We start from the raw sequence: 14376 nt of genomic DNA on the forward strand, positions 1-14376 counted from the left end.
CACGCTGCTGTCAACACCTCTTTTTCTCCGCTTTCGACCGAGAAGATCGAACCGTTAATAGGGCCAAACAACACTGCCTTACTAACTCCTTCTGGGCTTCGATGATCTGAAGCAGCTTGCTGTCGAAACCCACATAACTCTTTGTTTACCAAGGAGTTTTCCGTTTCGACTGCGCCGGAAGTGGGGCGAATTATAGACAGATATAAAACGCCGTCAACAGTTAATTTCAGGTTTATTCGGATTTAAGCGTAATACGCGCAAATGCCTTCTTGCCGGCCTGGCAAACGTGGGTCGCGCCCAGCTCGTATATAAAGGTGCGATCGACAACCTCGCCATCTATACGCACACCGCCAGACCCCAGAAGGTCGCGCGCCACCGCCGAGTTCTTCACCAGGCCCGCCTTATTAAGGACGGCAGCGATCGGCATTGCCTCGCCAGCAGTCAATTCAATCTCAGGCAGATCATCCGGCAGCTCGCCATCCTTCATACGGTTACCCGCAGCACGGTGAGCACTGGCCGCAGCCTCTTCACCATGGAAGCGCGCAACAATCTCTTCAGCCAGCTTGATCTTCACATCCCGCGGGTTAGCCCCAGCTTCCACTTCAGCACGCAGTGCATTGATCTCATCCATCGAGCGGAAACTCAACAGTTCGAAGTAACGCCACATCAGCGCATCCGGAATCGAAACCAGCTTGCCGTACATCACACCCGGCGCTTCCTGGATACCGACATAGTTACCCAGGGACTTGGACATCTTCTTGACGCCATCCAGCCCTTCCAGCAACGGCATCGTCAGAATGCACTGAGCCTCTTGCCCATACGCACGCTGCAGCTCACGCCCCATCAGCAGGTTGAACTTCTGATCAGTACCGCCCAGCTCGACATCGGCACGCAACGCCACCGAGTCATACCCTTGAACCAATGGGTACAGGAACTCATGGATAGCGATCGGCTGATTAGTGGAGTAGCGCTTATCGAAGTCATCGCGCTCGAGCATGCGAGCAACGGTGTACTGGGACGTAAGACGAATGAAATCCGCCGGCCCCATCTGATCCATCCAGGTGGAGTTGAAGGCCACCTCGGTCTTGGCCGGATCAAGAATCTTGAAGACCTGGGTCTTGTAGGTCTCGGCGTTATCGAGAACCTGCTCACGGGTCAGCGGCGGACGCGTAGCGCTCTTGCCGCTCGGATCGCCGATCATCCCGGTGAAGTCACCTATAAGGAAGATCACCTGATGCCCCAGTTCCTGGAACTGGCGCAGCTTATTAATAAGCACCGTATGCCCAAGGTGCAGATCCGGCGCCGTCGGATCAAAGCCGGCCTTAATACGCAGGGGCTGGCCACGCTTGAGCTTTTCGATCAGCTCAGCTTCGACCAACAGTTCTTCCGCACCACGTTTGATCAGCGCTAGCTGCTCTTCAACCGACTTCATAACAGACCCGCAAGGCTCAGATTCAAAAGGGAACCAACCATACAAGATCAGGGACTAATTACAAGTTTTGCCCTGCGCACGGACACCGTTCAGCAAGCCCAGCGTTCGCAAGCTTGCACCACAGATGATTTGGTTATATTTTATACAGTTATTTCATCTTCATCATGTCATTCATCTTTTCCAATTCATCTTTTCAAAGTCAAAATTACTTATGACCACAGAACCGTCTAAAGCGCCGCCGCTTTACCCGAAGACCCACCTGCTCGCCGCAAGTGGGATCGCCGCCCTTCTGAGCCTGGCACTCCTGGTATTTCCTTCCAGCGACGTAGAAGCCAAACGAACGACCCTAAGCCTTGACCTTGAAAGTCCGGTTGAGCAACTGACACAAGATCAAGACGCTTCCGACGCACTTCAAGCCACAAATGGCGCAGCCGAATCGCCGTTTGCCCAGATCGAAAGCAGCGCCGAAGACACCAAGGAAACCGCGCAAGCCGAACCTGCGGTAGTAGAGGCACCCAAGAACCCGCTGCACCGGGAAGTCATTGTTGCCAAGGGCGACACCCTTTCGACCCTGTTCGAAAAGGTCGGCCTCCCCGCCGCGACGGTCAACGATGTACTGGCAAGCGACAAGCAGGCCAAGCAATTCACCCAACTCAAGCATGGCCAGAAGCTTGAATTCGAACTGGCGCCCGACGGCCAGCTGACCAACCTGCACAGCAACGTCAGCGACCTGGAAAGCATCACCCTGACCAAAGGCGCCAAGGGCTTTGCGTTCAACCGCATCACCACCAAGCCGGTCATGCGCTCCGCCTATGTACACGGCGTGATCAACAGCTCGCTGTCGCAGTCCGCCGCCCGCGCCGGCCTGTCCCACAGCATGACCATGGACATGGCCAGCGTGTTTGGCTACGACATCGACTTCGCCCAGGACATTCGCCAGGGTGACGAATTCGACGTGATCTACGAACAGAAGGTCGCCAACGGCAAGGTCGTCGGCACCGGCAACATCCTTTCTGCGCGGTTTACCAACCGTGGCAAGACCTACACCGCCGTGCGCTACACCAACAAACAAGGCAACAGCAGCTACTACACCGCCGATGGCAACAGCATGCGCAAGGCGTTCATCCGTACCCCGGTTGACTTCGCCCGTATTAGCTCGCGTTTCTCGATGGGTCGCAAGCATCCAATTCTGAACAAAATTCGCGCTCACAAAGGCGTCGACTACGCCGCCCCGCGTGGCACGCCGATCAAGGCTGCCGGTGACGGCAAGGTCTTGCTGGCTGGTCGCCGTGGCGGCTACGGCAACACCGTGATCATCCAGCACGGGGCCACCTACCGCACGCTGTATGGCCACATGCAAGGTTTCGCCAAGGGCATCCAGACCGGCGGCAACGTCAAGCAGGGCCAGGTGATCGGTTACATCGGCACTACCGGGCTGTCCACCGGCCCGCACTTGCACTACGAGTTCCAGGTCAACGGCGTGCACGTCGACCCACTGGGCCAGAAGCTGCCAATGGCCGACCCGATCGCGAAGGCCGAGCGCGCTCGCTTCCTGCAGCAGAGCCAGCCATTGATGGCCCGCATGGACCAGGAGCGCTCGACTCTCCTGGCGTCGGCGAAGCGCTAAGCCATGTCGCTCTATATAGGTGTGATGTCCGGGACCAGCCTTGATGGCCTGGACATTGCGCTGATCGAGCAAGGCCCGGCGATCAAGCTGATCGCCACCCACTACATCCCCATGCCTGAATCCCTGCGTTCCGAGCTGCTTGGCCTGTGCGCCAGCGGCCCGGACGAGATTGCCCGTTCGGCGCTCGCGCAGCAGAACTGGGTGACGCTTGCCGCCCAAGGTATTCACGCCCTACTCGATCAGCAGAACCTCAAGCCCCAGGACATTCGAGCGATTGGCAGCCACGGTCAAACCATTCGTCACGAACCTGCACGGGGTTTTACCGTGCAGATCGGCAACCCGGCGCTGCTCACCGAATTGACGGGAATCACCGTCGTCAGTGATTTCCGTAGCCGCGATGTCGCCGCCGGAGGCCAAGGCGCCCCGCTGGTGCCTGCATTTCATGAGGCACTGTTTGGCAAGCGTACGGGCAACCGCGCCGTACTGAATGTGGGCGGCTTCAGCAACCTCAGCCTGATCGAGACCGGCAAACCGGTCGCGGGCTTCGACTGCGGCCCGGGGAATGTCCTGCTGGATGCCTGGATTCACCAGCAACGCGGCGAGAACTTCGACCGCGATGGCCAGTGGGCTGCCAGCGGAAAGGTTGAACCCCAGCTACTCAAGGCATTGCTCAGTGATCCGTTCTTTGTGACCAAGGGGCCAAAAAGCACCGGTCGCGAAGTCTTCAACCTGGGATGGCTTGAGCATCACCTGGGACGATTGCCGCCATTCGCAGCCCAGGACGTGCAAGCCACATTGCTCGAGCTGACTGCCCTGACCATCGTCGAATCCCTGCAAACCGCCCAACCACAGACCGAAACCCTGCTGGTCTGCGGCGGCGGCGCCCACAACGCAACCTTGATGAGCCGCCTGAGCGCCCTGCTGCCGGCGACCCAGGTCAGCAGCACCGCCACCTGCGGCGTAGACCCTGACTGGGTCGAAGCCATGGCGTTCGCCTGGCTGGCCCATTGCTGCCTGGAAGGCATCGCCGCCAACCGCCCCAGCGTCACCGGCGCCCGCGGCCTTCGTGTACTCGGCGCGATCTACCCCGCCTGAATCCCACACAGCAAAACGCCGCTTGGCCCTATCAAGGCCAAGCGGCGTTTTTATATCCGCTGTCGATCAGATCGAGAACGAAGACCCGCAACCACAAGTGGTGGTGGCATTCGGGTTCTTGATCACGAAGCGCGAACCTTCCAGACCTTCCTGATAGTCCACCTCGGCTCCTGCCAGGTACTGGAAGCTCATCGGATCGACAACCAGGCTGACGCCCTCGCGCTCAACGATGGTGTCGTCATCGGCCACGTCTTCATCGAAGGTAAAACCGTACTGAAACCCTGAACAACCGCCGCCCGTAACAAATACGCGCAGCTTCAAGCGATCATTACCCTCTTCATCGACCAGGCTCTTCACCTTGTGCGCAGCACCGTGGGTGAATTGCAAAGCCGTGGGGGTGAAGGATTCAACGCTCATGCTGATAATCTCCCGGCGTAGCGCCGCCATATGCGTGATGGCGGGCATTATCCGCTTCTCCTAGAAAAGCGGTCAACTATTGTTACGGTATATCAATCTGCGCAGCGGCCATTAAAAACACGAAAGGCCCGATCAACGGGCCTTTGCGCAACAGCAGAAAATTTACGGCAGCATGCCCGCGTGGGACAGGCCCAGCTTCTCATCCAGGCCAAACAGGATGTTCATGTTCTGCACAGCCTGGCCCGAAGCGCCCTTGACCAGGTTGTCGATGACCGACAATACCACCACCAGGTCACCATCCTGTGGACGATGCACTGCGATACGGCACACGTTGGCACCGCGCACGCTGCGGGTCTCCGGGTGGCTGCCCGCCGGCATCACATCGACGAACGGCTCATTGGCATAGCGCTTTTCAAACAGCGCCTGCAGGTCTACCGAGCGATCAACGACCGTCGCATACAGTGTGGAGTGGATCCCGCGGATCATCGGTGTCAGGTGCGGCACAAACGTCAGGCCGACATCCTTGCCCGCAGCACGACGCAGCCCCTGGCGAATTTCCGGCAAGTGACGATGGCCTTTGACTGCATAGGCTTTCATGCTTTCCGACGTCTCGGAGTAAAGCGAACCTACAGCGGCCCCACGACCAGCACCACTGACGCCCGACTTGCAGTCCGCAATCAGCCGCGATGCATCCGCCAGCCCGGCTTCCAGCAATGGCAGGAAACCCAACTGCGTAGCGGTCGGATAGCAACCCGGCACGGCGATCAGGCGTGCTTGCTTGATCTGCTCACGATTGACTTCCGGCAGGCCGTACACCGCCTCTTCCAGCAACTGCGGTGCACCGTGAGGCTGGCCGTACCACTTGGCCCACTCATCGGCGTCCTGCAGGCGGAAGTCTGCCGACAAGTCGATTACCTTGGTACCGGCGGCCAGCAACTCGCCCGCCAGGGCATGGGCCACACCGTGAGGCGTGGCAAAGAACACCACATCACACGCGCCCAGGGTCTTGATATCCGGAACGCTGAACGCCAGGCCGTCATAGTGGCCTCGCAGGTTCGGGTACATATCGGCCACAGCCAGGCCGGCCTCGGATCGGGAAGTGATCACCACCACCTCAGCTTGCGGATGCTGAGCCAACAGACGCAGCAATTCGACACCGGTGTAACCCGTGCCGCCGACGATACCGACCTTGACCATATACCTGCCCTCAACGAACCCACTGGAAAGCCGTCGATAATAGGGTTCGTATCGTCCTGCGACAACCTTCAACATGACGTGTAGACGCAAGAGCCACTACTATCTTCAGCTACCGTGAACCTGGGAATAACTAAAAATGCTTTATCTATGGGTCAAAGCCTTTCATATCGTCAGCATCGTCTGCTGGTTTGCCGCGCTGTTCTACCTTCCGCGCCTGTTCGTCTACCACGCCCAAAGCGAGGACACCATCAGCAAGGAACGCTTCAGCGTGATGGAGCGCAAGCTGTACCGCGGCATCATGGGCCCGGCGATGATCGCCAGCCTGGTGTTCGGCGGATGGCTGATCTACCTCAACCCGGCCATCTTTCAATCCGGCGGGTGGATCCACGCCAAGTTGACCCTGGTAGTACTGCTCATCGGCTACCACCATATGTGCGGCGCGCAGGTAAAACGTTTCGCCCGTGGCGAAAACACCCGCAGCCATGTCTTTTATCGCTGGTTCAATGAAGTGCCAGTTCTGATATTGCTGGCTATCGTAATTTTGGTCGTGGTCAAACCGTTCTAATCTCTATTACTCGGGGTACTTCCAATGTCGCTGCCCGCTTCGCTCGAACAAAATCTGCGCCTGCCCGTCGTGGCTGCGCCGATGTTTCTGATCTCCAACCCGCAACTGGTGCTGGCCTGCTGCCGCAACGGGATCGTCGGCAGCTTCCCTGCCCTCAACCAGCGGGAAAGCAGCGGCTTCAAGGCGTGGCTGGAAGAAATCGAAGCGGGCCTGGCGCTGCTGGAGAACCCGGCGCCTTATGCGGTCAACCTGATAGTGCACAACAGTAACCCGCGGGTGGAAGCTGACCTGGCGATCTGCGTCGAGCACAAGGTGCCGATCGTCATCACGAGCCTGGGCGCGGTGAAAGAATTGGTAGACGCGGTGCATAGCTACGGCGGCCTGGTATTCCACGATGTCACCACCCGGCGCCACGCCGAAAAAGCCGCTGAAGCCGGCGTCGATGGCCTGATCGCCGTTGCGGCGGGCGCCGGTGGCCATGCCGGCACCTGGAGCCCGTTCTCGCTGATCGCAGAAATCCGTCAGTTCTTCGACAAAACCCTGCTGCTCGCCGGTTGCCTGAACCACGGCCACGAAATCCTCGCCGCGCAACTGCTCGGCGCCGACCTGGCCTATTTCGGCACGCGTTTTATCGGCACCACCGAAAGCCATGCCCCGGATGCCTATAAAGAGATGCTGCTCACATCGCGCGCCGCCGACATCGTGCACACTCCAGCCGTCTCCGGTGTTCCCGCAAGCTTCATGCGCCAGAGCCTGGAAAATGCCGGTTTCGACCTCGCCGCGCTGCAAGGCAAGGGTGAAGTCAATTTTGGCTCCAAGCTCAAGCCACTCAACGACGAAGCCAAAGCCTGGAAGACCGTGTGGTCCGCCGGCCAGGGCGTCGGAGAGATTGATGATTTGCCCAGCGTCGATGAACTCGTGGCCCGCCTGGATGCCGAATACCGCAAGGCGCTCGAGCATGCGGCACAATTGCCTGAACGCTGGCCACGCTGATCCGCGATCCAAAGCCTGCTGATCAAGGCAGGCCTCCCCTATTCAAGTGACAAGGATGCCCGCATGAGCGACAACCGTTTCAAGATTGTGTTTGATGGCGCATTGCTCCCGGGTGTCGAAAGCACCACCGCCAAGCTGAACCTCGCCGAGTTGTTCAAAAGTGATGTCGACGCGATCGAAAAGCTTTTCACCGGCCGCCCGGTCGCGCTGAAACGCGACCTTTCCCGCGCCGATGCCGAGACCTATCTGCAAGCGCTGAAAAACGCCGGGGTGGATGCGCGGATAGAAGAAGAGCAGCCGGTCGCCTTCAGCCTTGCCGAAACCCATGAAACGGACTCCGTCAGCGCGACTGACTACACCCGCCCCGCCGCATCGCCTTACGCCCCGCCCCGAGCCGCGGTTGGCGAGAACCTGCCGGAGTTTTCCACCCTTAAGGTATTCACCGTCAACGGCCGGATCGGACGCCTGCGCTTCCTGGCGTGGACGCTGGTGCTGAGCGTGGTGATCCTCCTCGTCTCCAGCGTGTTCTTCACCGTCGGACTTGGTATCGCTGCGGTCTCTCCGACGATTGCCATGGTCATTGGCTTCCTCGTGGGGATTGCCATACTCGTGGCCGCTGTGTGGGTCAGCGTACAGATCACCGTGCAGCGCCTGCATGACCTGGGCTGGTCCGGCTGGCTGTGGTTCCTGCACCTGGTGCCCTTCGTTGGCAGCATCTTCCCGATCCTGCTGATGGTCCTCCCCGGTAACACGGGCGCAAACCAGTACGGCGCGCCACCACCGCGTAACTCCACTGCGGTGAAAATCCTCTCCGCATTGTGGCTCGCATTCATTCCGCTGGTATTTGCCGGCGCGGTGTTGGTTGGCATGAGCGGCTACCTGGATCAACTGGAAAGCGATGTAGGTGGCAGCTACGAAAGCAGCTCCATCAACTCCGATGACGACAGCGACCAGGCCACCACCGTCGATGAAGTCGATGTGCAAAGTGCTGACGACACAGCCGAACCTGTAGACTCTACGCAACAGTGAAAAACGCCCGACGCCTGTGACGCCTCTGTCACAGGCCCGGTAGCGTTGCGATGGAGAAACGCATGACCCGTTACGCTCTGATCACCGGTGCCTCCAGCGGCATCGGCCTGGCCTTGGCCGAAGCACTGGCCCGTCGCGGCCGCAGCTTGATTCTGGTGGCCCGCCAGCGTGATCAGTTGGAAAGCATTGCAATCGAATTGACTCAGCGCTTCGGCGTCGAGGTGCTGTTCCGTGCCTGTGACCTGGGCGAGCCCCTGCGGCTCTCCGGGTTCCTGCTGGAACTGGAAGAAGGCGAGCGGCAGATCGACCTGCTGGTCAACTGCGCCGGCATCGGTACCAGCGGCCCGTTCCTGGCGCAGGACTGGATGACCGAGCAGGACCTGATGGAGGTCAACATCCTCGCCCTGACCCGCATGTGCCACGCCCTCGGCAACGCCATGGCCCTGCACGGCGGCGGGCAGATTCTCAACATCGCGTCGGTTGCCGCGTTCCAACCCGGCCCGTGGATGAGCACTTACTACGCCAGCAAGGCCTACGTGCTGCACTTTTCCGAAGGCTTGCGCGAGGAACTGAAGACCTGCGGCATCAAGGTTTCCGTTCTTTGCCCCGGCCCGACCCGCACCGCATTCTTCGGCACCGCCCAAATGGACACCGCCAAGCTGGATCGCAGCCAACAGTTGATGAGCCCGGAAGAAGTCGCGCTCTACACCGTGCGTGCGCTGGCCAAGAACAAAGCCATCATCATTCCCGGCCGGCGTAATCGCTGGCTGGCGTTCAGCCCGCGCCTGAGCCCGCGCTGGCTGACCCGCAAGATCGCCGGCGCGATCAACAAGGCCTATTGCCCGCGCTGATCGCCTGAGTACACTCACCCTGCACTTTCACAATGGAGAAACAGCTGTGGATACTCTGTTCACCAAGATCATTAACAGAGAAATACCCGCGAAGATCATCTACGAGGATGACCAGGTCCTGGCCTTCCACGACATCGCGCCAATGGCACCCGTGCATTTCCTGGTGATTCCGAAAAAGCCGATCCGCACCCTCAACGACCTCACCGAGGAAGACAAGGCGCTGGCCGGGCATATCCTGTTCACCGCCCAGCGCCTGGCGGTTGAGCAAGGCTGTGAGAAGGGCTTCCGTGTGGTGATGAACTGCAACGAAGATGGCGGACAGACCGTTTATCACATCCACATGCATGTTCTAGGTCAACGCCAGATGAACTGGCCGCCGGGCTGAGCACTACCTGTGGCGAGGGAGCTTGCTCCCGCTGGGCTGCGTAGCAGCCCCAAAAACGAGAGCGCTGCGCACTCCAGCGCGAGCAAGCTCCCTCGCCACACAAGCAATTTGACCCAGCGCAAACGCTTCCCCCTCTCTTGCGGTAAACTGGCCGCCGAGATTCTTCCCGGAGGTCAGCATGACTACCCAACGTCACTACTCGCCGATTGATCGTCTGTTGCTGCAAGCCGATACGGCCATGCGCACGCTGCTGCCATTCAGCGGCCAACCGCACCGCCCGTCGCCCGCCATCGTGCGGCCCGAAGCGCAGATGAGCGAGACCGACACCCGCCACGTCGCCGGCCTGATGCGTATCAACCATACCGGCGAGGTCTGTGCCCAGGCGCTGTACCAGGGCCAGGCCCTGACCGCCAAGCTGCCGCAAGTGCGCGCCGCGATGGAACATGCCGCCGAAGAAGAAATCGATCACCTGGCCTGGTGCGAACAACGCATTCGCCAGTTGAACAGCCATCCGAGCGTGCTGAACCCGCTGTTCTACGGCTTATCGTTTGGCATTGGTGCGGTGGCCGGACTGATCAGCGACAAAGTCAGCCTGGGTTTTGTGGCCGCCACCGAGCATCAGGTGTGCAAACACCTCAATGAACACCTCGAGCAACTGCCGGCTGAAGACGAAAAGTCCCGGGCGATTCTTGAGCAGATGCGCATTGATGAAGAACATCACGCCGAAAGCGCGCTGGACGCGGGCGGCTTCCGCTTCCCGGCACCGGTGAAATTTGGCATGAGCCTGCTGGCCAAGGTCATGACCAAAAGCACGTACCGCATCTAGTTTCAGCAGAAAACAAAAAAGGGCGCTATCAAGCGCCCTTTCTTTTTGCCTGCCGATTGAAGAATCAGCCCAACTCAATGATCTCGTAATCATGAGTGATGGCAACGCCCGCAGCGCCCAGCATGATCGAGGCCGAGCAGTACTTCTCCGCCGACAACTCGATGGCCCGCTTGACCTGGGCTTCTTTCAACGCCCGGCCCTTGACGACAAAGTGCATGTGGATCCTGGTAAACACCTTCGGGTCTTCGGTGGCACGCTCGGCTTCCAGGAATGCTTCGCAGCTTTCCACCGCCTGACGGGACTTCTTCAGGATGCTCACCACATCGAAATTGCTGCAACCGCCTACACCGAGCAGGAGCATTTCCATCGGGCGTACGCCCAGGTTGCGGCCACCGGCTTCCGGCGGGCCGTCCATGACCACCACGTGGCCACTGCCCGACTCACCGAGGAACATGGCTTCGCCCGCCCATTGGATGCGTGCCTTCATCGCCCAGACTCCACTGCTAAAAAAGGGTCGCCAGCTTAGCACAGCACTTTGGGCCGGCAGCGTTTCCCATGAAAGCGATCAACAGCAGGGTTTGCTGGGTAAATTCCCTAATGAAGTCAGAATGTGTCTGTTAAGCTGGCGCCAAATCAATGGCGCATTGCCATCCATTGGATGATGTAGCTTAGCCGTTGATCGCGCTGGATAAAAAAACAAGCTCACCAACACCGTGCAGTCTTTTCGGGATACAACCATGGTTGCTATTACTCCCACACCCAAAATCAAGAACCTCGACAAACTGCTGATGCATTGTCAGCGCCGGCGTCATCCAGCCAAGCACAACATCATCTGCGCGGGCGAGCGCTCGGAATCCCTGTTCTTCATTATCAAAGGCTCGGTCACCATCCTGATCGAGGATGACGATGGTCGCGAAATGATCATCGCCTACCTCAATACCGGTGATTTCTTCGGTGAACTCGGGCTTTTCGAACAAGCCGGCAAGGAACAGCAACGCAGTGCCTGGGTGCGGGCCAAGGTCGAATGCGAAGTCGCCGAGATCAGCTATACGAAATTTCGCGAACTGGCCCAGCAGGATCCCGACATTCTGTACGCCCTGAGCGGCCAGATCGCACAGCGCCTGAGAGACACCACGCGCAAAGTCGGCGACCTGGCGTTCTTCGACGTCACCGGCCGGGTTGCCCGCTGCCTGCTGGAGTTGTGCAAGCAACCGGACGCCATGACCCATCCCGACGGGATGCAGATCAAGATCACCCGCCAGGAAATCGGGCGGATCGTCGGTTGCTCAAGGGAAATGGTTGGCCGCGTGCTCAAGGACCTGGAGGAACGCAACCTGGTGCATGTCAAAGGCAAGACCATGGTGGTCTTCGGTACGCGTTAAACCGGCAGGAAACTCGCAAGCATCTGACGGTACAACGTATCAAGCCGGGCAATCGCATCTGGCGCCGCAAAGGCTTCGTGCAGGGCGATGTGGCTTTCGGCGCGCACCCGTTGTTCCAGGCCGCATGCTTCATTGAAGCGATTGACCGCGGCGATCAATTCGACGCGATCGTCATCCAGCAGCAACGCACCATGCACCAACCCCACCGGGCGCCCGCCACTCTGGCGCCAGCGCTGGGCGGTACCGACCATTTTGCGACCATCAAGGTTGACGTTGTAGCGACCGTCGCAAAACGCACCGTCGATCTCGCCCACCGACGCGTTGCCACCCAACTCGGTCAGCAGGTCGCAAATCGGCTGGCACAGACGCTGGTAGCCGATTTCGATACGGCCCTGGTCGCCTTCACTGCGTGGTGGCGCGTAGACCAACGCGATATTGACCGTGACTGCCGATTGCGGGACAGGCTCACCGCCCGTTTCCCGCAGCAGCACCGGCCAACCGGCGTCTGCCGACACCTGGCTGGCGGTCTCGAATGCCGGAAGGCGGCTCAAACGACGAGGCATCACCAACGCTTGATCGCTGGGCTGCCAGAACAGCAGGCCGAACGGTTGCTCGCCGGCACAGACCGCGGCGAGCAAATCCTGCTCGGCCTTAAGGCCTGCCTCGACCGTCATCGCCACCGGCTGGGTCATCATCAATCCAGGGTCGAGCCACTGACGGCAACGCCACGCTCCGGGAAGAACAGGCGCTGCAATTCAGCCCCCGGGTTCTCGGCACGCATGAAGGTTTCGCCGACGAGGAACGAGTACACGCCGCTGATTTCCATCAGTTCCACATCGGCGCGATTGACGATGCCGCTTTCGGTGATCACCAACCGGTCGCGCGGGATGCGCGGCAACAGGTCGAGGGTGTTTTCCAGGCTGACTTCGAAGGTGTGCAGGTTGCGGTTGTTGACGCCCACCAACGGTGTGTCGAGGGTTTTCAACGCGCGTTCCAGTTCATCACCGTCGTGCACTTCCACCAGCACGTCGAGGCCGACGCTCTTGGCCACGGCCGCCAGTTCAGCCATTTTCACGTCATCCAGTGCGGAGACGATCAACAGCACGCAATCGGCGCCCAACGCTCGGGCTTCGACGATCTGGTAGGGGTCGACCATGAAGTCCTTGCGGATCACCGGCAGCGAACACGCCGCACGTGCTTGCTGCAGGTACAGGTCGGAACCCTGGAAATAGTCGATATCGGTCAACACCGAGAGGCACGTCGCGCCGCCCTTCTCGTAGCTTTTGGCGATGTCTTCAGGGATGAAGATCTCGCGAATCACGCCCTTGCTCGGCGAAGCCTTCTTGATTTCAGCGATAACGGCCGGCTGTTTTTCCTTGGCCTGCTTGATCAGCGCATTGGCGAACCCACGCGGTGCATCGGCGGTTTTCGCCAGGCCTTCCAGCTCAGCCAGGCTGACCCGGGCACGGCGCTCGGCGACTTCTTCTGCCTTGCGGGCCAGGATTTTTTCCAGAACGGTCGGAACACTCATCCTTCATTCTCCACTTTGAACACCGCAGTAAACGCACCCAGTTCTTCGAGCTTTTCGCGCGCCAGCCCGGTATGCAATGCATCATGAGCGAGGGCAACACCCTCTTTAAGACTGTAGGCGTGATCCGCGGCGTACAGCGCCGCACCGGCGTTGAGCACAATCATTTCTGCGGCTTTCTGGCCGTTTTCGGTCTTGCGGCGTCCCAGGGCATCGCGAATCAGTTCAAGGGAGGCTGCCGGGCTTTCTACGGCCAGGCCGTGCAGGCTCTGGCTTTTCATGCCGAGGTCTTCTGGCTCGACCCAATACTCGGTGACCTGGTCGTTCTTCAGCTCCGCCACGAAGGTCGGTGCTGCCAGGCTGAACTCGTCGAGGCCATCCTTGGAATGCACCACCAGCACGTGCTTGCTGCCCAGGCGCTGCAGGACTTCAGCCAATGGCCGGCACAGCGCCTGGCTGAACACGCCCACTACCTGATGCTTCACACCGGCCGGATTCGTAAGCGGGCCGAGCATGTTGAACAGGGTACGCAGGCCCAAGTCCTTGCGCGGGCCGGCGGCGTGTTTCATCGCGCCGTGATGGGACTGGGCAAACATGAAGCCGATGCCGACATGATCGATGCAGCGCGCCACTTGTACCGGGGTCAGGTTCAGGTAGATACCTGCTGCTTCCAGCAAATCGGCGCTGCCGCTTTTACCCGACACCGCGCGGTTACCATGCTTGGCCACGGTGCAGCCGGCAGCGGCCACCACAAAGGAAGAAGCCGTCGACACGTTGAAAATGTTCGCACCGTCGCCGCCGGTGCCGACCACGTCGACCACGCCGTCGAGGGTCTTGAGTTCAACCTTGTCGGCCAGCTCACGCATGACCGACACAGCGCCGACGATTTCGTCGATGCTCTCGCTCTTCATGCGCATGGCCATCATGAACGCGCCGATCTGCGCGTCGGTGCATTGACCGGTCATGATCTCGCGCATCACATCGCTCATTTCAGCGGTGCTCAGGTCCAGATGGCCGACGATACGGCTCAGGGCAGTCTTGATATCCAT

General features: G+C 59.7%; 16 protein-coding genes. 9 read left to right on the plus strand and 7 right to left on the minus strand.

Annotated elements, in window-relative coordinates:
* Positions 1-232: 232 nt before the first annotated feature.
* Positions 233-1432: a tyrosine--tRNA ligase gene (gene tyrS / locus ACIOMR_RS25050; RefSeq protein ID WP_003210928.1), complete on the minus strand. Its 1200-nt coding sequence runs from the start codon at positions 1430-1432 to the stop codon at positions 233-235.
* A 211-nt stretch (positions 1433-1643) separates the two neighbouring features.
* Here tyrS and ACIOMR_RS25055 point away from each other — a divergent pair, with 211 nt between their 5' ends.
* Positions 1644-3059 (plus strand): peptidoglycan DD-metalloendopeptidase family protein, encoded by a 1416-nt coding sequence (locus ACIOMR_RS25055; protein ID WP_003210931.1) that lies wholly within the window; start codon positions 1644-1646, stop codon positions 3057-3059.
* 3 nt (positions 3060-3062) lie between these two features.
* The gene (locus ACIOMR_RS25060; RefSeq protein ID WP_401196964.1) at positions 3063-4154 is read left to right on the plus strand and encodes an anhydro-N-acetylmuramic acid kinase; all 1092 of its coding nucleotides are present in this window, start codon (positions 3063-3065) and stop codon (positions 4152-4154) included.
* Between the two features lie 66 nt (positions 4155-4220).
* On the opposite strand, the gene erpA is transcribed toward ACIOMR_RS25060, so the two are convergent.
* On the minus strand, positions 4221-4571 hold the full coding sequence (gene erpA, locus ACIOMR_RS25065; RefSeq protein ID WP_003176443.1) for an iron-sulfur cluster insertion protein ErpA: 351 nt from the start codon (positions 4569-4571) through the stop codon (positions 4221-4223).
* Positions 4572-4733: 162 nt separating this feature from the next.
* Positions 4734-5768: an N-acetyl-gamma-glutamyl-phosphate reductase gene (argC, locus tag ACIOMR_RS25070; protein ID WP_003210935.1), complete on the minus strand. Its 1035-nt coding sequence runs from the start codon at positions 5766-5768 to the stop codon at positions 4734-4736.
* 136 nt (positions 5769-5904) lie between these two features.
* Between argC and hemJ the strand changes: the two genes are divergently transcribed.
* The 6 genes from hemJ (at position 5905) to coq7 (ending at position 10417) form a co-directional block, all read left to right on the plus strand.
* Positions 5905-6333 carry a protoporphyrinogen oxidase HemJ gene (gene hemJ / locus ACIOMR_RS25075; RefSeq protein ID WP_003210937.1) on the plus strand — a complete coding sequence of 143 codons (429 nt, stop codon included), beginning with the start codon at positions 5905-5907 and terminating at the stop codon, positions 6331-6333.
* 24 nt (positions 6334-6357) lie between these two features.
* Positions 6358-7326 carry a nitronate monooxygenase family protein gene (locus ACIOMR_RS25080; protein ID WP_177046540.1) on the plus strand — a complete coding sequence of 323 codons (969 nt, stop codon included), beginning with the start codon at positions 6358-6360 and terminating at the stop codon, positions 7324-7326.
* A 63-nt stretch (positions 7327-7389) separates the two neighbouring features.
* Positions 7390-8355 carry a DUF805 domain-containing protein gene (locus ACIOMR_RS25085; RefSeq protein WP_401196969.1) on the plus strand — a complete coding sequence of 322 codons (966 nt, stop codon included), beginning with the start codon at positions 7390-7392 and terminating at the stop codon, positions 8353-8355.
* A gap of 62 nt (positions 8356-8417) precedes the next feature.
* Positions 8418-9206, plus strand: a complete 789-nt coding sequence (locus ACIOMR_RS25090; RefSeq protein WP_401196972.1) for an SDR family NAD(P)-dependent oxidoreductase — start codon at positions 8418-8420, stop codon at positions 9204-9206.
* 46 nt (positions 9207-9252) lie between these two features.
* The gene (locus ACIOMR_RS25095; RefSeq protein ID WP_003210943.1) at positions 9253-9591 is read left to right on the plus strand and encodes a histidine triad nucleotide-binding protein; all 339 of its coding nucleotides are present in this window, start codon (positions 9253-9255) and stop codon (positions 9589-9591) included.
* Between the two features lie 178 nt (positions 9592-9769).
* Complete coding sequence (gene coq7 / locus ACIOMR_RS25100; RefSeq protein ID WP_003210945.1) at positions 9770-10417, plus strand: 2-polyprenyl-3-methyl-6-methoxy-1,4-benzoquinone monooxygenase; 648 nt, start codon at positions 9770-9772, stop codon at positions 10415-10417.
* A 64-nt stretch (positions 10418-10481) separates the two neighbouring features.
* On the opposite strand, the gene ACIOMR_RS25105 is transcribed toward coq7, so the two are convergent.
* Complete coding sequence (locus tag ACIOMR_RS25105; RefSeq protein WP_003210947.1) at positions 10482-10904, minus strand: OsmC family protein; 423 nt, start codon at positions 10902-10904, stop codon at positions 10482-10484.
* A 250-nt stretch (positions 10905-11154) separates the two neighbouring features.
* On the opposite strand from ACIOMR_RS25105, the gene crp reads away from it, so the two are divergent.
* Positions 11155-11799 (plus strand): cAMP-activated global transcriptional regulator CRP, encoded by a 645-nt coding sequence (gene crp, locus ACIOMR_RS25110; protein ID WP_003210949.1) that lies wholly within the window; start codon positions 11155-11157, stop codon positions 11797-11799.
* On the opposite strand, the gene ACIOMR_RS25115 is transcribed toward crp, so the two are convergent.
* The 3 genes from ACIOMR_RS25115 to trpD are packed head-to-tail and all read right to left on the minus strand — an operon-like array spanning position 11796 to position 14376.
* On the minus strand, positions 11796-12491 hold the full coding sequence (locus ACIOMR_RS25115) for a biotin/lipoate A/B protein ligase family protein (protein ID WP_401196977.1): 696 nt from the start codon (positions 12489-12491) through the stop codon (positions 11796-11798). The two genes, crp and ACIOMR_RS25115, sit on opposite strands and share 4 nt — an antisense overlap.
* Positions 12492-12493: 2 nt before the next feature.
* Positions 12494-13330 carry an indole-3-glycerol phosphate synthase TrpC gene (gene trpC / locus ACIOMR_RS25120; protein ID WP_102606385.1) on the minus strand — a complete coding sequence of 279 codons (837 nt, stop codon included), beginning with the start codon at positions 13328-13330 and terminating at the stop codon, positions 12494-12496.
* The gene (gene trpD, locus ACIOMR_RS25125; protein WP_003210955.1) at positions 13327-14376 is read right to left on the minus strand and encodes an anthranilate phosphoribosyltransferase; all 1050 of its coding nucleotides are present in this window, start codon (positions 14374-14376) and stop codon (positions 13327-13329) included. Before trpD ends, trpC begins: the two co-directional genes overlap by 4 nt.

This window comes from Pseudomonas sp. NPDC087814 (assembly GCF_044742865.1).
Taxonomy (GTDB): domain Bacteria; phylum Pseudomonadota; class Gammaproteobacteria; order Pseudomonadales; family Pseudomonadaceae; genus Aquipseudomonas.